Annotated in this window: 12 protein-coding genes; 4 read left to right on the top strand and 8 right to left on the bottom strand. The window is 70.1% G+C overall.

The annotated features are described in order from the left end of the window. On the top strand, positions 1–720 hold the full coding sequence (locus tag ACFFQA_RS02400; RefSeq protein WP_377849886.1) for an Imm1 family immunity protein: 720 nt from the start codon (positions 1–3) through the stop codon (positions 718–720). Positions 721–1,383: 663 nt separating this feature from the next. On the opposite strand, the gene ACFFQA_RS02395 is transcribed toward ACFFQA_RS02400, so the two are convergent. The 8 genes from ACFFQA_RS02395 to ACFFQA_RS02360 all read right to left on the bottom strand — a co-directional run bounded on the left by ACFFQA_RS02395 (position 1,384) and on the right by ACFFQA_RS02360 (position 17,632). After that, a complete protein-coding gene (locus ACFFQA_RS02395) occupies positions 1,384–4,857 on the bottom strand; it encodes an AAA family ATPase (protein WP_377849884.1) in 3,474 nt (1,157 codons plus the stop codon). A 171-nt stretch (positions 4,858–5,028) separates the two neighbouring features. Further along, positions 5,029–6,375 (bottom strand): DHA2 family efflux MFS transporter permease subunit, encoded by a 1,347-nt coding sequence (locus tag ACFFQA_RS02390; protein WP_377849882.1) that lies wholly within the window; start codon positions 6,373–6,375, stop codon positions 5,029–5,031. After that, positions 6,372–13,205, bottom strand: coding sequence for a non-ribosomal peptide synthetase (locus ACFFQA_RS02385; protein WP_377849880.1), 6,834 nt, complete (start codon positions 13,203–13,205; stop codon positions 6,372–6,374). The genes ACFFQA_RS02390 and ACFFQA_RS02385 overlap by 4 nt, the downstream gene beginning before the upstream one ends. Then, positions 13,160–13,405 (bottom strand): phosphopantetheine-binding protein, encoded by a 246-nt coding sequence (locus ACFFQA_RS02380; RefSeq protein ID WP_377849878.1) that lies wholly within the window; start codon positions 13,403–13,405, stop codon positions 13,160–13,162. The genes ACFFQA_RS02385 and ACFFQA_RS02380 overlap by 46 nt, the downstream gene beginning before the upstream one ends. 21 nt (positions 13,406–13,426) lie before the next feature. Beyond that, positions 13,427–14,089: an isochorismatase family protein gene (locus ACFFQA_RS02375; RefSeq protein WP_377849876.1), complete on the bottom strand. Its 663-nt coding sequence runs from the start codon at positions 14,087–14,089 to the stop codon at positions 13,427–13,429. 4 nt (positions 14,090–14,093) lie between these two features. Continuing rightward, positions 14,094–15,734, bottom strand: a complete 1,641-nt coding sequence (locus tag ACFFQA_RS02370) for a (2,3-dihydroxybenzoyl)adenylate synthase (RefSeq protein WP_377849874.1) — start codon at positions 15,732–15,734, stop codon at positions 14,094–14,096. After that, complete coding sequence (locus ACFFQA_RS02365; protein ID WP_377849872.1) at positions 15,731–16,831, bottom strand: isochorismate synthase; 1,101 nt, start codon at positions 16,829–16,831, stop codon at positions 15,731–15,733. The genes ACFFQA_RS02370 and ACFFQA_RS02365 overlap by 4 nt, the downstream gene beginning before the upstream one ends. A 54-nt stretch (positions 16,832–16,885) precedes the next feature. Continuing rightward, a complete protein-coding gene (locus ACFFQA_RS02360; protein WP_377849870.1) occupies positions 16,886–17,632 on the bottom strand; it encodes a 2,3-dihydro-2,3-dihydroxybenzoate dehydrogenase in 747 nt (248 codons plus the stop codon). A 207-nt stretch (positions 17,633–17,839) separates the two neighbouring features. On the opposite strand from ACFFQA_RS02360, the gene ACFFQA_RS02355 reads away from it, so the two are divergent. From ACFFQA_RS02355 to ACFFQA_RS02345, 3 genes are all read left to right on the top strand, one after another. Further along, positions 17,840–19,399: a penicillin-binding transpeptidase domain-containing protein gene (locus tag ACFFQA_RS02355; RefSeq protein ID WP_377849868.1), complete on the top strand. Its 1,560-nt coding sequence runs from the start codon at positions 17,840–17,842 to the stop codon at positions 19,397–19,399. A 60-nt stretch (positions 19,400–19,459) separates the two neighbouring features. Next, on the top strand, positions 19,460–21,574 hold the full coding sequence (locus tag ACFFQA_RS02350) for a HelD family protein (RefSeq protein ID WP_377849866.1): 2,115 nt from the start codon (positions 19,460–19,462) through the stop codon (positions 21,572–21,574). 542 nt (positions 21,575–22,116) lie between these two features. Beyond that, positions 22,117–23,334, top strand: a complete 1,218-nt coding sequence (locus ACFFQA_RS02345) for a glycosyltransferase 87 family protein (protein WP_377849864.1) — start codon at positions 22,117–22,119, stop codon at positions 23,332–23,334. Positions 23,335–23,357: the final 23 nt, after the last annotated feature.

The following is a 23,357-nucleotide window of genomic DNA, read 5'->3' as shown; positions in this document are numbered from 1 at the left end:
ATGTCGATCGGCTCGATCGGTGATGTCGCCGTGCGTCTGGAGGGCGTCCGCACCGTGCTCGGGGACGGCCTGACGGCGTTAGGTCAGGTCGAGGAACAGCTGGAGGACTACGCCAACACGCTGGCCGCGCTGGGTGAGGGCAGCTCGTCCGGGGAGCTGCAGGAGGCGACCGCGCTGGCGATGAGCGCGCGGGAGGACCTGTTGCAGGTCTTCCGCATGGGCAGCACGGCGGACGAGTCCGTTGAGCGGTTCCGGCGGAGCCTGGTCGGCTCCGGTTCGGGTGCCGCTGCCGCCGCTCCCCGCGCTGCTCTGGTTCGCACCGCTGCCCCGGCTCCTCCGGCTCCGCCGAAGGACAAGGAGGTCGAAGCGGCGGTCGAGCGGGCGCAGGCCGGCGACCAGGCCCCGGTGTACGCGAAGCCGGGGTCCGCGGAGGACAGGCGCCGCTACGTCAAGATCGACGTCAACCGGGAGCACAAGATCGGCGCGCTGTGCTACGTCGGCCCGCGCGACGAGGACAGCACCGAGATCGGCACCTGGGTGACCAAGGGGTCCACCCGCGAGGACGGCGTGCCACCGCTGTACGTGGACCGCGGGACGAAGCGGGAGTTCCCGCGCAACGCCGTGGTCCCGCTGGACAAGCTCCACGAGGCCCTGTCGGAGTTCCGCTCCACCGGCCGCCGCCCGCGCTGCGTGTCCTGGCAGGAGTCCGACCCCGCCTAGGCCCCACCGGGCCGGTCGTCCCCCACGCCCACACCACCCGCGCGCACCCGCACCACTCAGCCACACACCACCCGCGCGCGCACCCACACCACTCATCCCCACCGCACCCTCGCGCCGGGCTGGCCTCACCTCTCGCGCCGGGCTGGCGCGGTCGGAGTTTTCGCGTTTTGTCACCTAAATGCGCAAAAGAGCGCTCTCATTTCGCATCAAGGTGGCAAAACGCGAAATGAGGGGCATGCGGGCGAGGGCACCAAGAGGCGGTGGGGTGGTGTTACCACTTGCAGGACACGCGACTTAGGCCCTGCCCGGCCGGTCACCCTCCACGCCCACACCACTCATCCACACCAGCTGGCCGCTCCCTCTCAGTGGGCTGACCTCACCCCTCGCAGCGGGCTGGCCGCTCCTTCTCAGTGGGCTGACCTCATCCCCCGCCGAGCTGGCCCCTCCCTCGCGTTTTGTCACCTTAACGCGCAAAAGAGCGCTCTCACTTCGCATCAAGGTGGCAAAACGCGAGAACCCACCACGCCGGCCCACCGCTCTGGCCGAGCCTCGGTGTGGCGCTCCTCGGGGGGCTCGGGCTTGGCGGGGCGGAGCGGGGGTGGGCGGTGGCGGTGGCGGTGGCGGTAGTGCCGCTGGGTTGGCGATCAGGGTGGTGACCGTGGCTCAGAGGTACTGGCCCGCGCGGTCCTGTTCGGGTCGCGGCGCCGGGGCCGCCACGATGTCCGTGGGCAGCAATGTCCGCACGTCGTCGCTGGTGGGGTCCTGCTGCGCCAGGATGCGCTCGGCCTGCAACGCCACGGCCCGGTCGAGGAGGTTGCGCATGACGCGGCCGTTGCCGAAGGACTCGCCGCGCGGGGTCGACCAGAGCACTCGGCGGACTTCGTCGCGGACCTCCTCGTCGACCGTCAGCCCCGCCGCGCTCGCCATGTGCTCGAAGATCGAGACCAGTTCGGCGTCGTCGTAGTCGGGGAAGCGCACCGTGGTGGGGAACCGCGAGGCCAGGCCGGGGTTCGCCGCGAGGAAGTCCGTCATGCGGTTGTCGTAGCCCGCGACGATCACCACCAGGTCGTCGCGGTGCTCTTCCATCAGCCGCAGCAGCTCCGCGATCGCCTCGGGGCCGTAGGAGTTCGAACCGCCCGGCGTGAGCGCGTACGCCTCGTCGATGAACAGCACTCCGCCGAGCGCGCTCTCGACCACCGCGCGGACCTTGGGGGCGGTCTGGCCGATGTACTCGGCGATGAGGTCCGCGTGGGAGACCTCGACCAGGTGGCCGGAGGACAGCAGGCCGAGCCGCGCGTAGACGGCCGCGACCAGCCTGGCCACGGTGGTCTTCGCGGTGCCGGGGTTGCCGGTGAAGACCAGGTGCCGGGTGGGCGAGGCGATCGGCAGGCCCGCCGCCCTGCGGAGCGCGTCCGCCTCGGTCTCGGCCACCAGGAGCCGGACCTCGCGCTTGACCGACTCCAGCCCGATCAGTCCGTCGATCGTGGCCAGCGGGTCGTCCACCAGCTGGGCGCTGGTTCCCGCGCGGGCCGTCGCCGGGACGTCCTCGACCAGGATCTCGTGCAGGGACTCGGTTTCGTCGATGATGCCGTCGGCGAGGACTCGCCGCGACTGCGCGGTGACCGACCGCTCCAGCAGGCTGAGGGCGAGCCGGGCGCCGACCGCGTCCGGCCGCGCCGCGCGGACGACCTCGCCGACCTTGGCCAGCACTCCTCGGCGCAGGGTGAACCCGGCTTCGCCCGCCTTGGTGCCGTAGAGCTCGACCACCTGGTCCGGGGTGAGGTCGGGGAAGCGGATGACCTTCGTGAAGCGCTCCGACAGCTCCGGCGAGGACTTCAGCAGCCCGTTGATCGCCCCCTCCGGTCCACAAAGGACAATGACAAGATCCTCTTGGTGCGCCTGGACCCCCGCGAGCAGCGCGTCGACGACATCGCGACTGCGGGCCTTGTCGATGTCCATGCCGGGGCGGGCGAGGTTGCCCGCGTCCTCGACGCACAGCACGCCGCCGAGTGCCCGGTCGATGGCCCTGCGGACGTTCACCGTGGCGTCGCCGAGGTGCTGCCCCGTGAGGTCGGCGCGGTCGACGGTGACCAGGTGCCCCGAGGAGAGCAGGCCGACGTCGGCGAACATGCGGCCGAGGACGCCGGCCACCATCGTCTTCCCCGTTCCCGGCCGACCGGTGAAGACCAGGTGCGGCGGCCGTACGAACGCGGGCATTCCGGCTTCGCCGCGCAGCTTCGCGGCTCGGGCCTCCGCGGTGACGAGCGCCAGCTCCGCCTTGACGGACTCCAGTCCGAGGCACGCGTCCAGCTCGGTCCGGGTCCCGGACATGCATGGGAGGTCGGCAGCGGTCACCGGGCGGCCCTGCGCGGACGCGACCGCGTGCTCGGCGAGGTGGTCCATGAGCCGGGCACCCCGGAGGTTCAGCGATCCGGTGACCCGAGCGGCCGCTGTGAGGGCGTTGCCGGCTGCCGAGGCGCCGCGCTTGGTGAGGGCGCGGCGGAACAGCTCCGCACGATCGGCTTCGGCGAAGTCCTGAGTACGTGCGACCCGGAAGTCGTTGCGCAGAGCCGGATTCGCGTGCTCGACCCTGATGTCGCCACCGGACCGGCAGATCGCGACCACGTGCAGGCTCGGCTTCTGGCGGAGGACGCGCCGGAGCTCTTCGAGGACAACCGCACCGCAGCGCGGGTAGTCGATGATCCGGTCGAGTCCTTGCACCACAAGCAGATCACCGCCGCCGAGCTCACGAGTGCGGGTGAGGACGTGCAGTGCGGCCTCGCTGGCGCTCATGTTCGCGAAGACCTGGTCGGAGATGTGGACCACATCGGGCACCGCGAGTGTGCGCCGGAGGATGTCAGCCGCGGTCATCCGCCCGGTGCTGTCGGGACCGGCCAGCAGCAGCCGCGCGGGTTCGGTGGAGCCGACGACAGCGCGGAGCGCCTCCGCCAGCTCCGGCTGGCCGACCAGGTTCGCCGCCGGGTCCGCGGGTGTGGTGACACCTGCGGAAAGCTTTGCCACCAAAGGGTTCATGGCCCTGCGCGGCGCACAGAGGATGCGGAGATCGCGCTGGAAGGCGCTGACCGGAACGGAGCTCTCCGGGTTCACCGCCGGCCCGGGAAGCCCCTGGACCGCGCCAGTGACCCTGATCGCCATGTCCAGCCACGCCCGGCACGCCTCGGTCTCGCCCTCCAGCACGCCACGCGCGAGCCAGGCCCGGACCCGCGCGTGCCAGCCGTCGGCGTCGAACCCCTCGTGCAGCTTGAAGAACACCGCCTGCACCCGCTCGTACATCGACACGCCCAGGCTGACCACGAGCTCGGCGGGGACCTCGGCGGCCTCGGCCTGTGCGAGCAGGCACGCCAGGGCGACCTCGTGCTCGAAGGTGAACTCGGTGCCCGGCAACGGTCCTGCGCTCGCCACACCGGGCACGTGCTCGATCAGGCGGGTGTTCGCGGCGAGGAACCCCGTGCAGGCCCAGTCGAGATAGCCCGCGGGTCCCATCAGCTCCGGCAGCACGGACAGCATCCCGGCGTCCGCTCGGTCGGCCCACAGCCGCGGCAGCGCCTCCAGCGGCGCGGCCAGATCCTGTTCGGCCAGCGCCGGATCGGCCGCGCGCATGTCGTGGAGCGCGATCAAGGCTCTGCGACGGGGTTCCAGCGGCTCGATGCCCTCGAAGACGTCGAGGCAGCGGCGCGCGATCCCGAACGCCAGCTCACGCAGCTCCGGGTCGTCACCGGTGCCGTCGAGCAGCCAGTACGCGGGCGGCGCGTACGGCGTGTCACCAGAGGACCACGCCCAGGTGCGGTTGGGTTGCCTCGGCTCCACGATGAAGTCGCTCATCGTCTCGTAGCCGACGTCGCAGGCCGTGCCCGCCCTGAGAGCCACCGAACCGAGGAGGAACTGGAGCAGGTACCACAGTTCCACCCCGATGACAGTGGTGTCCTCGGCGAAGGCGTCGGGCAGCTCGACCGCGAGAGCCTCAGCGGCGGGATCGTTGTTCAGCTCGATCGCCCGCGCCCGCACCTGCTCGTACAAGCCGTCCGGAACCCGCCAGGGACCGTAGGAGTACACGTCCAGGACGGGTTCGTCGGACAGCAGGAGTTGAAGGTTCTCCGGCAGGCTTGGGCGATCCACGAGCCGGATACTACGTAACGTTCATCCAGAGACCTGAAGGATGCGCGGGCCCGCGTTGTCGCCGGTGACGCACATGACTCCGGACTCCGCCCGAGTTCTACCAAGAAACAAAGAAGATTCGGTCACCACCGAAGGTTCTCGCGCCGGTTGTGAGAGCTGAAGTGCGCCCCGTCACCCAACGGAAACCACCTTCCGCCGCAGCACCATCGAGACCAGCGCGGCGGCGACGAGGAACAGGGCCGAGCCGAACATCGCCAGCTGGTAGGAGAACAACGGCGCGGCCACTCCTCCGCCGCCGATCACTCCGGCCAGCGCGGCGACACCGATCGAGCCGCCCAGCATGCGGATCACCTGGAACAGCGACATCGCGCGGCCCATCGACGGCGGGTCGATCGTGTCGAACGACGCCACCTGGACCGCCATCACCGCGTGGCCGAGGAAGAAGCCGACGCCGAACATCAGCACGCGCACCGACCACGGCTCGGTCGTCACCCCGAGCAGCGCGAACAGCACCGCGCCCGCGAGCAGTCCGGCGAACACAACCCGTTGCGGGCCAAGCCGTTTGCAGGTCAAGTCGACCAACTGAGAGGCCGCCAGCAGACCGATGGCCTCGGGGAAGACCACCAGCCCGGCGCTGAGCGCCGAGGCCCCGAGCGCGTCCTGGAACATCAGCGGGAAGACGAAGAGCATGCCGAGCAGGCCCGCCGACGCCAGCGCCATGATCGAGCTACCCGAGCCGAAAGCCTTGTCCGCCAGCAACCTGAGGTCCAGCAGGGGTTCCTCGGTGCGCAGCTGCGCACGGACGAAGAGCACGAGCAGGACGACTCCGGCGATGCCGAGGCCGAGCACCGTCGGGGAGCCCCAGCCCCGGCCGGGAGCCTCACCGAGCGCGAACATCAACGCTCCGGATCCCGGTGCCACCAAGAGGAACCCACGGAGGTCGAAGCGCCCGGTGCCGGGCTCGACGTGCTCCCGGAGGAAGAGCAGTCCGATGAGGACGGTGATCAGGCCGACGGGCAGGTTGACGTAGAACGCCCAGCGCCACGAGAGGTGCTCGGTCAGCAGACCGCCGAGGACCGGGCCGAGCGCGGGGGCCAGGGCCGTGGGGATCATCAGGTACTTCGAGATCCGCATCCGTTGCTCCGGCGGGAAAGCGCGGAACAGCATCGTCATCCCCACCGGCGTCAGCAGACCACCGCCGAGACCTTGCAGCACCCGGAAGAACACCAGCGCGCCGATGCTCTCCGATAGTCCACAGAGGACCGAAGCGGCAGTGAACACGGACAGGGCGCCGAGGAAGACGAGCTTCGTTCCGAAGCGGTCGCCGAGCCAGCCTGCGACCGGCAGCACCACCGCGAGGCTCACCAGGTACCCGGCCTCGACCAGGTTGGTCTCAGCCGGGGAGATGCCGAAGCCCTGTCCGATGGTGAGCAGCGCGGGGTTGACGATCGTGGTGTCCAGGCCGTTCATGAACATGGCCAGGACGTAGACCACGGCGACCGCGGCACGGGTGTTCATCTGCGCTCCAGGAGCTCGGCGAGGATCGCGCCGATCTCGGCGATCGGGCCGGGCTGGGTCATGTCCTTGTGGCTGCACGCGATGTCGTGGTTCACGATCCGTCCGGCGACGTGCGGCGTCCAGGAGTCCGGGGTCAGCGTGTCGTCGATGGTGTCCACGGTGGCGCGGAAGAACGTCACGTCGCCGCCGAACCGGTCGTGGTCGAACGCCCGGACCAGCAGGTTGGTGTTCAGGTAGACCTCGGTGAGCGCCGCATGGGCAGGACCGTCCAGGTTCGCCAGCGGGCTGCCCTCCCTGCTCAGCACATCGACCACTGTGGACAGTTGAAGCGGTTCTCCGCGCAGGTCCTCCGGCCCGTACCCGCCCATGGTCAGCAGCGCCTCAAGCGCCTCCTGTTCGTCGGGCACTGGCAGGTCGCGGAAGCCCTCGGCCGGGTAAGCGTCGAGGATTGCCAGCAGCGCGACCTCTTCGCCGGCGGCTTCGAGCCGGGTCGCCATCGCCTGGGCGATGATCCCGCCCGTTGACCAGCCGAGAAGGTGGTAAGGCCCTTGCGGCTGCACGGCGCGCACCTCGTCCACGTAAGCACGGGCCAGCTCGTCCAGCGTGGACGGAAGCGGCACGCGCTCGGCAATACCGACGGCCTGGATGCCGTAGACCGGACGGTCGATGTGCTGGAGCAGTCCCGCGTAGCACCAGCTCAGTCCCCCTGCGGGATGCACGCAGAACACCGGGTCGCCAGTCCTTCCGCTGCGCAGCGGAAGGATCGTGGCGAGTGCGTCCACCGTGGTGCCCGAGTCCACCAGCTCCGCGAGCGCGCCGACCGTGGGAGCCTGGAAGAGGCTGCCGATGGTCACGTCCACACCGAGGTCCTTGCGAATCCGGTTGACCAGGCGCACGGCGAGCAGCGAGTGCCCACCGAGGTCGAAGAACCCGTCGTCAAGTCCGACCCTCTGCACACCGAGGACATCCGCGAAGAGCTTGCACAGCTGCTCCTCACGCGGTGTGCGCGGTGCGGCCGAGGTGGTCACCCCGGTCTCCGGCGCCGGGAGTGCCCTGCGGTCGAGCTTCCCGTTGGGAGTCAACGGCAGCCTGTCCAGCCGCACGAACGCGCTCGGCACCATGTGGGCGGGCAGCCTGGCGGCCACGTGCTCCCGCAGCTCGCTTCCCGCGCCTACGACGTAGGCCGTGAGGCGGCGGTCGCCGGGGCGGTCCTCGCGGACGATGACGGCGGCCTGGGCGATGCCGGGGACAGCGAGGACCGCGGCTTCGATCTCGCCGAGCTCGATGCGGAAGCCACGGATCTTGACCTGCTCGTCCGCACGGCCGATGTAGTCGATCTCCCCGTCAGCCCGCCAGCGCGCACAATCGCCGGTGCGGTACATACGGCTGCCGGGTGGGCCGAACGGGTCGGCGACGAAGCGTTCCGCCGACAGGCCCGGACGGTTGAGATAGCCGCGCGCGAGGCCCGCGCCCGCCACGTACATCTCCCCCACCACTCCGGGCGGAACGGGTTGCAGGCCCGCGCCGAGGATGTAGACGCGCAGGTCGGGGATGCCGCGGCCGACGATGCTGTTCGCGCGCAGCTCGGTGATCCGCCGACCGAGCGCGATGTAGGAGACGTGCACAGTGGTCTCGGTGATGCCGTACATGTTGACCAGCACGGGCGCGTCCTCGGCGTGCCGGTCGTACCAGGACGAGAGCCGGGACAGCTCAAGGGCTTCGCCACCGAAGATCACGTAGCGCAGTGCGAGGTCCGCTCCGCCGACTTCCAGATCCGCCTGGGCCAGTTGGTAGAACGCCGACGGGGTCTGGTTGAGGACGGTCACCTCCTCGTCGACGAGCAGGCGGAGGAACTCCTCCGGAGAGCGTGAGACATCATGCGGCACAACAACAAGTCGACCACCGTGCAGCAGTGGACCCCACAGCTCCCACACCGAGAAGTCAAAGGCGTAGGAGTGGAACAGCGTCCACACGTCCGACTGTCCGAAGTGGAACCAGTGGTCGGTTGAGGTGAACAGCCGAACCACGTTGCGGTGTGGGATGACCACGCCCTTGGGACGACCGGTCGAACCGGAGGTGTAGATCACGTAGGCGGGGTGGTCCGGGCTCAGCGATGCGACCGGGTCGTCGATCGGCTGGGCGGAGAGGTCCGGCAGTGAGTCGAGCACCACCGCCGGGCGCGCGTCCTCGACCATGTACGCGATCCGGTCAGCCGGGTAGGCCGGGTCGATGGGCAGGTATCCCGCACCTGCCTTGAGCACGCCGAGCACCGCGACAACGAGGTCGATCGAACGCGGGAGCGCCAGCGCGACAAGCTTCTCCGGCCCGACACCCTGCGACCTCAGCCAGTGCGCGAGCCGGTTCGCCCGCTCGTTGAGATCCACATAGGACAGTTCTGCTCCGTCGAAAGTCACCGCGACGGCGCTCGGAGTGCGCCGGACCTGAGCCTGGAACAGCTCGGGGATCGTGGCGTCCGAGAACGTGGCGGTGGCAGGCTCGCCGAGGACCAGCTCGCGTTCTTCCCGGCCCAGCAGGTCGATCGCGCCGATCGGCAGGTCCGGCGCGGCGACCACGGAACGCAGCAGCCGGGCAAAGCGCCACGCGATCCGCTCGGCGCTGGTCTTGTCGAACAGATCGACGCGGAACTCCAGGAATCCGTCAACGCCGTCCGGTGAACCGTCCTCGGCCCGGTGCTCGGAGAGGTTGAGTGACAGGTCGAACTTCGCGGTGCCGACGGCCATCGGGGCCATCTCGGCCTTGACGCCGGGCAGGTCCAGCTCCGCCGTCGCGGTGTTCTGGAACGCCAGCATCACCTGGAACAACGGGTGCCGTGCGAGGCTCCGCGTCGGGTTGACCGCTTCGACCAGGCGGTCGAAGGGCAGGTCGGCGTTGGCGAACGCGGCGAGGTCGCTGGTGCGGACGCGGTCGAGCAGCGCGCGGAACGACGGGTTGCCCGACACGTCCGTCCGCAGCACGAGTGTGTTGACGAAGAACCCGACCAGGTCGTCCATCGCCTCGTCGCTGCGCCCCGCGACCGGGGCCCCGACCGCGACGTCATCACCACCGCCGAGCCGGTTCAGCAGCGCCGCAAGAGCTGCGTGCAGCACCATGAACAACGTCGTGCCGGTGCTGCGCGCGAGTCCGAGCAACTGGCGGTGCAGCTCGGAGTCGATGCTCAGGCTGACCGTGTCTCCGGCGTGCCCGGCTACTGCCGGGCGCGGGCGGTCGGTGGGCAGATCCGTCTCGTCCGGAAGTCCGGCCAGCGCGGCTCGCCAATGCGTGAGTTGCTTGTGCAGCAATGACTCCGGGCCTTCGCCAAGGAGTTCGCGCTGCCATACCGCGTAGTCGGCGTAGCTCACCGGTAGCGGGTCGCGGCACGGTTGCTCCCCTCGAACCCTCGCGCGGTAAGCGGTAGCGAGGTCCTTGGCGAGAGGTGCCATTGACCAGCCGTCGCCGACGATGTGGTGCAGCACGAGCAACAGCGTGTGCTCGTCGGCGCTGGTGGCGAGCAGGTGCGCCCGCACCGGCGGCTCAGCGGTCAGGTCGAATCCGTGCCGAGCCGCGTCGAGCAGCACCTTGTCCAGGTCGCCGGGAGCCACCCCGGTGGTGATCAGCGGCAGCACCGGCTTGTCGAGAATGTGTTGGTAGGGCTGACCGTTTCGCTCCGGGAACACGGTGCGCAGCGTCTCGTGCCTGATGACGAGATCGGTCAGTGCGGCACGCAGGGCCTCGCGGTCGAGTGCTCCGGAGAGCTTGAGGACCAAGGGGATGTTGTAGGTCGGGCTCGGACCTTCGAGGCGGTGGAGGAACCACAACCTCTGCTGCGCGAATGAGAGCGGCGGTCGTTCCGGTAGCTGGACCGGCAGCAGTGGCGGCCGGTCGGTGTCGCTGAGCCGGTTCGCGAGCGCCGCTACGGTAGGCGCGGCGAACAGAGTGGCGATCGGCAGTTCCACGCCGAGAGCACGGCGGATGCGGGACGCGAGGCGCGCCGCGAGCAGCGAGTGGCCGCCGAGGTCGAAGAAGTCCTCATCGACACCGACCGTGGACAGGCCCAGTGCTTCGGCGAACAGCTCGCACAGGATCTCTTCGTGGGGCGTGCGCGGGGCTCGTGCGTCGAGCGGTGCGGTGCGTTCCGGGACCGGCAGCGCGGAGTGGTCGATCTTCCCGTTCACCGTCAGCGGCAGCGCTTCGAGGCGCACGAAAACGCTCGGCACCATGTACTCCGGCAGCGTCTTCGCGAGGTGATCCCGCAGTTCGTTCGCGGAGCCGACCACGTACGCGGCTAGGCGATCGGCGTGCACAGTGACGGTGGCCTGGGTGATTCCGGGGATCGCGAGCAGGGCGGATTCGATCTCGCCTAGTTCGATCCGGAAACCACGGATCTTGACCTGCGAGTCGGCTCGCCCCAAGAACTCCAAGGCACCCGTGGGAGTCCACCGCGCGAGGTCTCCGGTGCGATACAGCCGCTCCCCCACACCGAACGGTGAGGCGACGAAGCGTGACGCGGTCAGGGCCGGGCTGTTGAGGTAGCCGCGAGCCAACCCTGCTCCGGCGACGTACAGCTCACCGGTCACACCTGGTGGGACTACGCGCAGAGCCGGGTCGAGCACGTAGACGCTCGTGTTGGCGACCACGTGACCGGCCCGCTCCGAACCGGTCCACGCGTACGCGTCAACGGTGCATTCCGTTGGCCCGTAGAGGTCATGGGCCGTCACACCTGGTGTTGCGGCCAGCTCCCGCCAAGCGTGTTCGGACACCGCCTCACCACCCACCACGACCACGGACGGAACGTGGCGGCCAGTGAACAGGCCAGCCTCTCGGAGTTGCGGAAGCAGGCTCGGCGGCACATCGACGTGGTCGATCGCCAATGAATCCACAGTAGACACAAGAACTTCGGGGTCTCTGACCACATCGGCGGACAGCACGTGCAGCTCGTGTCCGTGCAGCAGCCACAGCAGCGGGTCCCACGACGCGTCGAACGCGAAGGATGCGGTGTGCGCGACGCGCAGACGGCGCTGGGGGCTCCGGCCCGCGTGATCGGCGAAGAGGTTGACCAAGCCACGGTGCGGGACCAGGACACCCTTGGGGCGACCGGTCGAGCCAGAGGTGTAGATCAGACAGGCGGCGCTGTCCGGATGGACGTCGGCGGTGTAGCTCTGTCCACTCAGGACTGGAAGCTCGTCGAGCACCAGCGTTGGGCTCGCGTCGGTGAGGACGTGCGCGAGACGGTCTGCCGGACTGCCGGGATCGATCGGCAGGTAAGCCGCACCGGCCGCCAGCACACCGAAGATCGCCACCACGAAGTCAGCCGACCGTTGCATGCGGAGCCCGACGATGTGCTCAGCCCCGATGCCCCGCGAGTGGAGCCAGTGCGCGAGCTGTCCGGCTCGCTCGCGAAGCTCCGCGTAGGTCAACGAGTTCTCGCCGCAGACCACCGCAGTCCCGTCCGGCGTGCGGTTCAGCAGCTCCACCACAGACCGCGCCGGAGTCTCGATGTGAGCACCGCGGCCTTGCGCCAGAACGTGATCACGTTCCTCGACGGTCAGGAGGTCAACGTCGTCCACGCGATCGGCAGCGACGAGGTCGCGCACGAAACGGAGGAGGCGGGCGCGGTGGTCGTCCAGCTCGGCAGTGGTGTAGCGGCTCGCGTTGGCGTCGAGGTCCACCGCCAGCCCGTCCGGCGTGTCGTAGACGTTGATCGACAAATCGTCCACCGGACCAGGCGCGATGTAGTGCGTTGTCGTTGGCAGACCGGCGAAACGCAGGTCGAAGCCGAACGGCTTGATGTTGACCACCGTCGTGAACAGCGGCGCGTCCGAACCGGACAGGTGCAGGTCGCGGCGAAGGTCCTCGTAGCGGTACCGCTGATGTCCGCGCAATGCACGCACCGAAGCCACCACCTCCGCCACGAGGTCGGCGACGGCCATGCCGGGGATGAAGACGACACGCAGCGGAAGAACGTTCACCACCATCCCGGGCACGCGCATCGCGACAGACCCCAGGCGGCACATGACCGGCAGGCCGAGCACGATCTCGGACTCACCCGTGACGCGGTGCAGGTAAGCAGCGGTCGCGGCGATCACCAGTTCCGGCCAGCTCGCCCGCAGCTCCTTCGCCGCACCGGTGAGGTCGGCCAGATGACCGCCGCTGCGCAGGATGCCGGTGGCGGAGGAGGTCCCCCGCGACAGGCTGACCGGCGCGGGAGAACTCGACGCCCAGAACTCGCGGTCGGCATCGAAAGCCGGAGACGCGCGGTAGGCGAGGTCGTCTTCGACGAGGGCGGTCAAGGACCCGAAGGGGTTCGGCTTCACCGGGTCTCCGGCGAGCAGCGCCGTGTAGACCTCGGCGACGCGCCGGGCGACCAGGGAGTAACCGTAGGCGTCCTGGAGGATGTGGTGGCAGCGCTGATACCAGAGGTGCCGGTCCGGCCCCACGGCCAGCAGCGCCTGGGTGAACAGCGGGCCTTCGAGGAGGTTCACCGGACGAGCGAGGTCGGCGCGCATCCACTCGCGCGCCGCCTCCGTCGAACCGAGCCGCACCACCTGCAACGACCAGTCCAGGTCACCGACGTGCTGGCGCACCTCACCGTCCACAACGGACAGTGAGATGCGCAGGGCCTCCGCCTCGTCCACCACGTGGCGGAGGGCCCTCTCGAACGTGGCGACGTCAACCGGACCGTGGATCTCCACGCACTCGCCGGTGTTGTAGGCCACTCCCCCCGGATCGAGCTGCTGGGCGAAGTAGACGCCGGACTGCGCGCCGGTCAGGGGCAGGCCGGAGGGGCTCACGCCGTCGTGCCGGGCAGGCGCGCGGCCAGCAGCTCCCACCACTCCGCGAGGGTGGGACGCTCGGCCAGCTCGACGAAGCTCACCTCGGCACCCGCCTGCTTCCACTGCTCGACCAGGTTCATGATGCGCACCGAGTCGAGGCCGGACTGCACGAGGTCGTCGTGGTCGCGAACCTCGCCGGGGGCGACGTAGAGCACCTCGGCGATGTCCGCGCGCACGGTCTCCATCGTCAACTGAGTCATCGTGGTCGTCCTTGAAGGGGTTCAGGCGATTCTGGCGGCGGGGCGGGCGTCGAGCAGTCCGGAGACGACGGCTCGGGTGGAGATCGTGGTGGCGCAGCGCTGGGCGGCGTACTCCAGCGCCATCCGGTGCCGCTCCAAGGAGAAGTCACCGATCGCGTCACCGACGAAGAACGGCTGGATCTCGTGCATGAACGCGTCGCAGGCGGTCATCAGGCAGCCGATGTGCCCGTACACGCCGCAGATGACCAGCTGGTCCCGGCCCGCGGAACGCAGGCGCTCCAACAGGTCCGTGCGCACGAAGGCGCTGTAGCGCCACTTGGTGAGCAGCACGTCCTGCTCGCGGGGGGCCAACGCGTCGACAACGCGCTGGCCGTCCGGGCCGGGCGGGATGCCGTTGCCCCAGAAGTCCTGGAGCAGGCCGCGCTGCTCCAGCGTCTGCCCGCCGGGCTGCGCGGTGTAGACGACCGGCACGCCCATGGCGGCGCTCTGCTCGCGGAGGAAGCCGATGTTGGCGACCAGCTCGATCACCGGCGGCTCGTTCACCGGGAACGGGTCCAGGAAGTACTGCTGCATGTCGTGGATCAGCAGCACCGCCCGGCTCGGGTCCGGCTGCCAGGTCACCCGGTTCTGCGGCAGGTCGCGCTCGGTGGGCATCGGGTACGGGGCAATGGGCGGGATCGCCATCGGCTCAGGTCCTCTCCGGATCGGGAAGTGCTCGGGACGCGGGTCGCGGGGTCGCCGCGATCGCCACGCGCAGCTCGGCCTTGCTGACCTTGCCGACTCCGGTCCGCGGGAACTCCGGCACGAAGTCGACCCGGTCGGGGATCTTGAACGCCGCCAGGCCCCTGCCGCGCAAGAACTCGCGCAGCTCGCGGACGCCGACACCGGCGGCGGGGTCGGCGAGCACGACGAACGCGCAGGTGCGCTCGCCGAGGAACTCGTCGGGCATGGCCACCACCGCGACGTCGTGCACGGCGGGGTGGGCCAGGATGTGGTTCTCCACCTCTTCGGCGGCGACCTTCTCGCCGCCCCGGTTGATCTGGTCCTTCGCACGGCCTTCGACGACGAGATAACCGTTGCTGGTCAAGCGGACCAGGTCACCCGTGCGATAGAAGCCGTCGGCGGTGAACGCGATCGCGTTGTGCTCGGCCGCCTTGTAGTAGCCCCGGATCGTGTAAGGCCCGCGCGTAAGCAGGTGCCCCGTTTCGCCCTCCGCGACCGGGTTTCCGTCTTTGTCGACCACCCGGATCTCGTCGTCCGCCGAGATCGGCCGTCCCTGCGTGTGCACGAGCACGTCGTCCTGGTCGTCCAGCCGCGTGTAGTTGACCAGGCCCTCCGCCATGCCGAAGACCTGTTGCAGCGTGCAGCCCAGGACCGGGCGGACGCGCGCCGCGGCCTCCGCGCTGAACTTCGCGCCGCCGACCTGGAGCACCTGGAGGCTGGACAGGTCGTGCGTGGTGTTCTCCGCGGCCCGCAACCACACCAGTGCCAGCGGTGGCACCACGCCGGTGATCGTGACGCCCTCGCGTTCGATCAGCGGGAAGACCACGTCGGGGCTCGGAACCGGCGCGAGCACGACCCGCGAACCGGCGTACAGAGCGCCGAGCACGCCTGGCGAGCTCAGCGGGTAGTTGTGCGCGATCGGCAGCACACCGAGGTAAACGCTGTCCTCACCGAGCCCGCAGATCTCCGCGCTGCCGCGCAGGCTGTAGATGTAGTCGTCATGGGTGCGCGGGATCAGCTTCGGAACCCCCGTGGTCCCGCCGGAGAGCTGGAAGAACGCCACATCGGACGACGAGGGTTCGGCGAGGTCGGTCGGCGAGGCGTGCCGCAGGCTCTCGAAGGAGGTGAACGGCCCCTCCTCCCCCACGACGATCACGTTGCGCGGACCGGGAACCTCCTTGGCGAGATCGCGGTAGTCGAAACCGCCGAAGGTGTCGGGGATGACGTACGCGGCGGCGTCGGTGAACGAGCAGAAGTAGCCGATCTCGGCGCTGCGGTGCGCCGGGAGCGCGAACACCGGCAGCGCGCCGATCCGCCACAGCCCGAAGACGACCTCGAAGAACTCCGCGATGTTGGGCAGCTGCACCACAACGCGGTCGTCGCGGCCGATGCCCAGCGACGCGAACCCGGCGGCGACCGCGTCGGCGCGCGCGTCCAGCTCGGCGTAGGTCCACCGGCGGTCACCGTCCACAATGGCCACTCGTGAGCCGAAGTCCGCCGCCCGCGACCGCAGCAGGGACGAGAAGGTCTCACCGCGCCAGTGACCGGCCTCGCGGTAGCGGTCCGCGAACTCGGCGGGCCACGGCGTGCATCCGTCCAACATCATGCGTCCTGCTCGATTCCCAGTGCCAGCAACAGGGTTCGGAACTTCGCCGAAGTCTCGGCCAGCTCGGCGGCGGGGTCGGAGCCCGGAACGATGCCAGCGCCCGCGAACAGCCGGACGCTGCGCCGCTCCACCTCTGCGCAGCGGATGGTCACGATCCACTCGCCGTCACCAGAGTCGTCCGACCAGCCGAGCGCCCCCGTGTAGAACCCGCGGTCGAACGGCTCGATCTCCCCGATCGCGGCGCGCGCAACGGCGGTCGGCTGCCCGCAGACCGCCGGCGTCGGGTGCAGTGCGCGAGCAAGCTCCACAGAGGACACATCCGGGTCTGCCAGCTCGCCGGTGACCCTGGTGGACAGGTGCCACATGGTGGCCGTGCTGACCAGCGCCGGACCGGCGGGCACGTCCAGCTTCACGCAGTACGGGCGCAGCGCCTCGGCAACGGCCTCCACCACGACGGCGTGCTCACGGCGGTCCTTCTTCGAGGACAACAGGTCGGTGACGCGTCTGCGGTCCTCCTCCACATCCGCCGAGCGCGGCCGCGATCCGGCGAGCGGGTTGGACAGGACCTGCTTGCCGCACTTGGAGACCAGCAGCTCCGGGCTCGCCCCGATCAGCGTCCGCTGACCGCTCACCGACGGCAGGTCCACCGCGAAGGTGTAGCCGCGCGGGTCGCGCTGCGCGAGCCTGCGCAGCATCCGGCGCACATCGACATCGACCGGGGAGTCCAGCCGCAGCGTTCTGGCGAGCACGACCTTGGCGAACTCACCGGCTTCCATCCGTTCCAGCGCCGAGGCCACCCCTCGTTCGAACTCGGCGGGAGCGGGCTCCGGGGTGATCCCGAAGCGCGCTGCGGAATCGCTGTAGTCGTTGGTGTCCAAGGGAAGCCGTCCGGTGCGCCGGACGGTCATCGGCGCGGAGAGCAGGGCGGGGGCCGACGGGTCGAACGGCAGGGCGCCGACGGTGACCGGCGAGCCGTGCTCCGGCGCGGTGAACGGCCCTTTGGCGAGCACCGTCCCGCGCGGGGAGGCGAAGAAGAACGAGCCGACCTCGTAGTCGCCTAACGGATCGGCATCGACCACCACGGCCTCGGTTGTCACGGCTTTCCTTCCTGCGCACAGATTTCTGCCTGGACGGTGTGATGCGGGTCGGGCTCAGGCGCGCAGCGTGGCGCCGCCGTCGACGTAGAGGTCGTGCATGGTGATGTGCCGCGCCTGATCGGAGGCGAGGAACACCACGGCGTCCGCGATGTCCTCCGGCTCCGCGATGCGGCCGAGCGGGATGCCGACCCGGAAGGCGCCGGGAGTGCCGTCGATGACCGTGCGCGCGCCGTTCTCGTCCGCCCACAACGCGCGCTGCATCGGTGTGTCGGTCGAGCCGGGCGAGACGACGTTGCAGCGGACACCCTCGCGCGCGAGCTCCAGCCCGAGGCACTTGGTGAACATCGTCGCCGCGGCCTTGGAGGCGGCGTAGGCGGCCATGTGCGTCCGTGGCACACCCGCCGCGTTGGAGCCGACGGTGATGATCGAGCCGGAGCCGCGTGCCGCCATCCGGCCGGCCACCGCGCGGCAGCAGTTGAACACACCGGTGCTGTTGACCGCGAAGGTCTGCGCCCAGTCCTCGTCGCTGAGCCCGGTCACCGGTCCCGGCCGCAGCACCCCGGCCACGTTGGCCAGGATGTCGATGGGGCCGACCTCCTGCTCCACCGCGTCGACGACGGCGTCCACCTCGGCCCCCGACCGCACGTCCATGGGGTGGCCGCGAACGGCCTCGCTCGGACCAGGGTCCCGCAGGTCGGTGGCGACGACCCGGACGCCCTGCCGGGCGAACGCCCGGACAACGGCGGCGCCAATGCCCTGCCCGGCGCCCGTCACCAGGGCGACCCTGCCCGCGATCCGCACTGGAACGCTCCCCTCGACCACTCTCGTCGCGCATTCTTAAGTAAGGCTTACCTTCACTCAGTTAGGTGAGGCTAGCCTACGAACGTGGGACTTCGATCGGCGGCGACGGTGAACGGCGTCACAGCTTTCGCGCCACCCCGAACCTTCTTGAGCGACCGCTCAATGCGGGTTAGCTTTTGAGCAGTCGCTCAAACCTGGGGGAGGGTCATGCGGGCTGGCACACGGCGCTGGACGCTGGTCGGGGGCGCGCTCGGCGCGACCGTGCTCGTGGTGGCGGGGGTGGTCACGCTGTGGCCGACGGAGCCGGACTCCGCTCCGACACCCGCGCCGACCACGGCGAACGGCGTCGCTGAACGGTTTCTCACGACGTTCGCGGCGGGGAAGGCCCAGGAGGCGGCGGAGCTCACCGACGACCCGGCGGCGGCCGGGCCCGCGCTGGCCGAGCTGCGCTCGGGACCGCAGCCCCAGCTGGTCACAGTGGTGATCACCGAGCCGGCCACCCCCTCCCCCGAGGCCACCGAGGCCCGCGTCAAGGCGAACTACGGCTGGAACCTGGGGTCACGCGGCACCTGGGCCTACTCCGGTTCGGTGGAGCTACGCCGCACCGGGGACAAGTGGCTGGTGCGCTGGACGCCCACCGTGGTGCACCCCAAGCTCGCGCCGGGACAGCGGCTGGCGCTGAAGGACACCGACGGCAAGCCCACGCTGGTGGACCGCGACGGCAACGCGCCCGCCGACGACTTCGCTCCCGTCGTGCTGCCGGGCGTGCGCCGTCACCTCGGTGTCGGCAAGGGCGCGCGGTCGTGGCGGATCGTCACCGTGGACGGCGCGGGCACCGAGGTCGAGACGTTGGAGGGCAAGGAGTCCGCGTCGCGGCAGAACGTGCTGACGCTGGGCACGGCCACCCAGAACGCAGCTCAGAACGCGGTCAACCACACGAGCCTTCCCGCGATGGCCGTGGCGATCCAGCCCTCCACCGGCGAGATCCTGGCCGTCGCGCAGAACGCCGCCGTGCCGGGCACCAGGGCGCTCAACGGCCTCTACCCGCCGGGCTCCACGTTCAAGATCGCGACCGCCGCGGCGGCGCTGGCCAACGGCGCCTCCACGGCCACCAGGCTCCCCTGCCCCGGCAGCTCCCGGGTCGCCGGACGCCCGGTGCGCAACGACGGCGGGTTCGACCTCGGCGAGGTGACGCTCAGCAAGGCATTCGCCGCGTCCTGCAACACCAGCTTCGCGCAGCTGATGACGACGCTGCCCGACAACGCGCTGCGCGAGGCCGCCGCGAGCCTGGGCGTCGGGGTGGACTTCACCGTCCCCGGGGTCACCACGCTCACCGGCAAGGTGCCCGGCGGGGACGGGTCCAGCCAGGCGGAGAACGGCTTCGGCCAGGGCACCGTGCTGGCGACGCCGTTCGGGATGGCGGTGATGGCGGCCACCGTCGCGCGCGGCTCGCTGCCGACGCCGGTGCTGGTGCGCGGCGAGACCACCGGGGTGGAGGGGAAGCGGAAGGCGCCGTCCAAGGCGGTGATCGACTCACTGCGGTCGATGATGCGCGAGGTCGTCACCGGCGGCACCGCAACGGCGCTCAGCCGCTTCGGCGCGGTGCGCGGCAAGACCGGGACCGCGCAGTTCGGCGACGGCACCAGCTCGCACGGCTGGTTCGTCGGCTACCGCGACGATCTCGCCTTCGCGGTGCTGGTGGAGAACGGGGAGAGCTCATCGGTGGCGATCACCGTCACAGCGGACTTCCTGGGCGCACTGCGCTGAACCCCACGACGTGAAGACCTCTAAAGTAATTCGACTTCACGAAACTTTGGGGAGCTTTGCGTGCAGGGAGTCTCGATCAGACAGGCGGAGATCGCGGCGGAGCAGCAGTACGTCGACAAGGTCTACGCGCGCCTGCTGGTGATGCGCGAGGAGGCGAAGGCGATGATCGCCGCCGCGCACGAACGGGGCCTTGAGCGGCTGCCCGCGGCGCTGGTCGAGCGCGACGCCATGGTCTTCCACGCCACCAGGCAGCTCAAGTCGCTGGAGGCGGAGTACGAGGGCCTGGTGTTCGGCAGGCTGGACCAGCGCGGCGGGGAGACCTTCTACATCGGGCGGCTCGGCGTCCGCGACGAGGACTTCGACACCATGGTCATCGACTGGCGGGCGCCGGTGGCCGCGGCGTTCTACCAGGCCACCGCCGAGCAGCCGATGGACGTGGTGCGGCGGCGGGTGATCCGCTGCTCCGGCGGCAAGGTGCTGCACGTCGACGACGAGCTGCTCACGCCGGAGTCGGTGCCCGAGGAGCTGACCGTGGTCGGCGACGGCGCGCTGATGGCGACGCTGGCCAGGGCGCGCGGGCCGGTGATGCGCGACATCGTCGGCACCATCCAGCGCGAGCAAGACGACGCGATCCGCGCGCCCGCCGAGGGCATCACCGAGATCACCGGCGGCCCCGGCACCGGCAAGACCGCCGTGGCGCTGCACCGGGCCGCCTACCTGATGTACCGGCACCGCCGCAGGTTCAACAGCGGCGTGCTCGTCGTCGGCCCCTCTCCGGTGTTCATGAACTACATCTCCCGCGTGCTGCCCTCGCTCGGTGAGGACACCGTGGAGCTGCGCGCGCTCGGCGAGGTGCTCGACGACGTCAAGGCCACCCGCACCGACCCGGCCCCGGTCGCGGCGGCCAAGGGCTCGCTGCGGATGCGCAAGGTGCTGCTCGCCATCATGAAGGAGACGCCGCCGGGGGCCCCGACGGAGCTGCGGATCGTCTACGCGGGCCAGGTGCTGAAGCTGGAGGCGCACGAGCTGGTCAAGGTCCGCAAGTCCGTGCACAGCAGGCGCGTGCAGCCCAACCAGGCCCGCAAGCCCGCCGCCGACGCGCTGCTGGAAGCGTTGTGGCAGAAGGCTTCCAGCTACTCCGGCAACCGGTTCGACCGGAAGAACTTCGTCGCCGACGTCGCCGACCGCAACGAGTTCACCGACTTCGTCGCCGCGTGGTGGCCGCCGGTGCTGCCCACCCAGGTGCTGGGCTGGCTCGGCGACCGGGAACGGCTGCGCAAGGCGGCGCGGCGCAACCTCACCCCGGAGGAGGTCGACGGCGTCGCCGCGTCGTGGGCCGATCCGGATGCGGGCTGGTCGGTCGCGGACGTGGCCGTGCTCGACGAGCTCCGGGTGCTGCTGGGCGACCCGCCGAAGCGGCGAAGGGCCGCTGACGAGCTGGACGAGTTCGACATGATCGCGCACGAGGTGACCAGCTGGCACCAGCGGGAGCAGGGGCAGCAGGAGATCGGGCGGGCCGACAACTACGACCACTACTCGCACGTGATCGTCGACGAGGCGCAGGACATCTCGCCGATGCAGTGGCGGATGCTGGGCAGGCGCGGCAAGTACGCGAGCTGGACCATCGTCGGCGACCCGGTGCAGAGCTCGTGGCCGGACCCGGCGGAGGCGGCCGACGCCAAGGAGCGCGCGCTGGGGAAGGTGAAGCGGCGCCGCCGGTTCTCGTTGCGCACCAACTACCGCAACAGCTCGGAGATCTTCGAGCTGGCCGCGGACGTGGTGCGCGGAGCCGTCGACCCGGACGACCTGCCGACGGCGGTGCGCTCCACCGGGCTCGACCCGGAGGTCCGCGCCGTCGCCGATGCCACCGCCGTGCAGACGCAGGCGGTGGCGGCGGCCAAGGAGCTGCTGGACCAGGTCGACGGCACCGTCGGGGTGATCGGCACGATGGAGCGCCGCGCGGAGCTGGCGTCCTGGGTGGCCGGGCTCGGTGAGCGGGTGCAGGCCGTCGGCAGCCTGGAGGCCAAGGGCATGGAGTACGACGCCGTGGTGCTCGTCGAACCGGCCGAGCTGATCGCCGAGTCCGCCACCGGCCTGCGCGCGCTGTACGTGGCGCTGACCCGCGCGACGCAGCGGTTGACCGTGGTCGCCTCGGACAACTCCTGGCGCGAGTAGCCCTCGTGTTCTGCCCGGCGTCCCGCCGCCCCCATGCCCCCGCGTGTGCGCGTGGTCGGGGTTTTCGTGGGCGGGGTTTTCGCGTTTTGTAGCCTTATTGCGCAAGAGAGCGCTCCCATTTCGCGCTAAGGCTACAAAACGCGAGATGGGAGCACGCGGGAGAGGGCGCCAGGGGGTGGTGGGGTGGTGCCACCACATGCAGAACACGGCCTAGTCCTCGTGTTCTGCCCGGTGTCCCGCCGCCTCCACGCCCCCGTGCGTGCGCGTGGGCGGGGTTTCCGCGTTTTGTAGCCTTATTGCGCTAGAGAGCGCTCTCATTTCGCGCTAAGGCTACAAAACGCGAGATGGGAGCACGCGGGAGAGGGCGCCAGGGGTGGTGAGGTGGTGCCACCACATGCAGAAGACGGCCTAGTCCTCATGTTCTGTCCGGTGTCCACGTGCGCGCGGACACCGGACAGAACAGGAACGTTGCGTCACTTCGGAAGCTCCACATTCGAATCGTCGGAGTCAACGCGGCGGATGGCGTCGGTGTCCTCGTAGACGTGACGACCCTTGAAACCGTTCTTCGACGACCGGCCGTGGCGGCGGCGGGAGCCGTGATCGCTCTCGCCCTCGCGCTGTGGCAGGTGTCGGGAGCCCCCATCGTCGACCTCGACGTCTACCGCGCGGGCGGCGAGGCCTGGCTGACCGGGCGCAACCTGTTCGACGAGGAGTTTCCCCCCAGGCCGCTGGTGTACCCGCTGCCCTTCATCTACCCCCCGATCTCGGCCGTGCTGTTCAGCGTGCTCACGGTGCTGCCGCTGGAGGCGCTGGGGTACCTGATGGCCACGGCGACGGTGCTGGCGCTCCTGGCGACGTGCGTGGTCGTCGCACGGCACAGCGGCATGGACCGGGCCGCCGCGCTGGGCCTGGGTGGTGTGGTGTGCGCGCTCTCGGTGCTCTCCGAGCCGGTGCGCGGCACGATCGACCTCGGCCAGATCAACGTCCTGCTGATGGCGCTGGTGGTCGCCGACTGCCTGCTGCCGCGCACGCCGTGGCCGCGCGGGCTGCTGATCGGCATCGCCGCCGGGATCAAGCTCACCCCGGCCATCTTCGTGCTGTACTTCATCGCCTCCGGCCGGTGGCGTGTCGCGCTGACCATCGTCACGTCGTTCGTCGGCACGATCGCGCTCGGGTTCGCCCTCGCCGCGGAGGACTCCGCGCGCTACTGGTTCTCCACGGTGTTCACCATCGACAACATGGTCGGTGCCGGGTTCGTGACCAACCAGTCCATCCGCGGGGTGCTCGCCCGGTTCGGGCTCGACAAGGCGCAGGTCTTCCCCCTCTGGGCGGCCGGTGTCGCGATCGTGCTCGCGGTGGCCTGGTTCGCGATGCGACGACTCCTTTCGGTGGGCGCCGAACTCCCGGCGGTGCTTGTGATCGCCGCGGCGGGACTGCTGTGCTCGCCGATCTCCTGGAGCAACCACTGGGTGTGGGTAGCCGCGGCCGCGACCGGGCTCGCCGTGGCTGTGGCGCGGAAGCCGAGGTGGAGCCTGATCGGTCCCGGCCTCGCCGTGCTCGTGCTGTTCCTCGGACCGCACCAGTACGTTCCCAGTGGTCACGGCGCCGAGCTCACGTGGACGGGGATCACCTGGCTCAGCGGCAACGCGTTCTTCCTGACGGCGGTCGCGGGGCTGGTGACGACGGCCGTGGTCACGGCGCGGCGGCGACGGCCGCCCGGGGTGCCGCCCCGGCCCCGGTACGCTCACCAGTCGAACTAGTGTCTGCTGCGGTCGAATGGATC

Source organism: Allokutzneria oryzae (assembly GCF_042429765.1).
GTDB lineage: Bacteria > Actinomycetota > Actinomycetes > Mycobacteriales > Pseudonocardiaceae > Allokutzneria > Allokutzneria oryzae.
This window is presented reverse-complemented; position numbering and strand designations above follow the sequence as displayed.

Coding starts and splice junctions, on each gene's coding strand:
- ACFFQA_RS02400 (WP_377849886.1), top strand. CDS start 1: ATGTCGATCGGCTCGATCGGTGATGTCGCCGTGCGTCTGGAGGGCGTC.
- ACFFQA_RS02390 (WP_377849882.1), bottom strand. CDS start 6,375: ATGAACACCCGTGCCGCGGTCGCCGTGGTCTACGTCCTGGCCATGTTC.
- ACFFQA_RS02380 (WP_377849878.1), bottom strand. CDS start 13,405: ATGACTCAGTTGACGATGGAGACCGTGCGCGCGGACATCGCCGAGGTG.
- ACFFQA_RS02375 (WP_377849876.1), bottom strand. CDS start 14,089: ATGGCGATCCCGCCCATTGCCCCGTACCCGATGCCCACCGAGCGCGAC.
- ACFFQA_RS02370 (WP_377849874.1), bottom strand. CDS start 15,734: ATGATGTTGGACGGATGCACGCCGTGGCCCGCCGAGTTCGCGGACCGC.
- ACFFQA_RS02355 (WP_377849868.1), top strand. CDS start 17,840: ATGCGGGCTGGCACACGGCGCTGGACGCTGGTCGGGGGCGCGCTCGGC.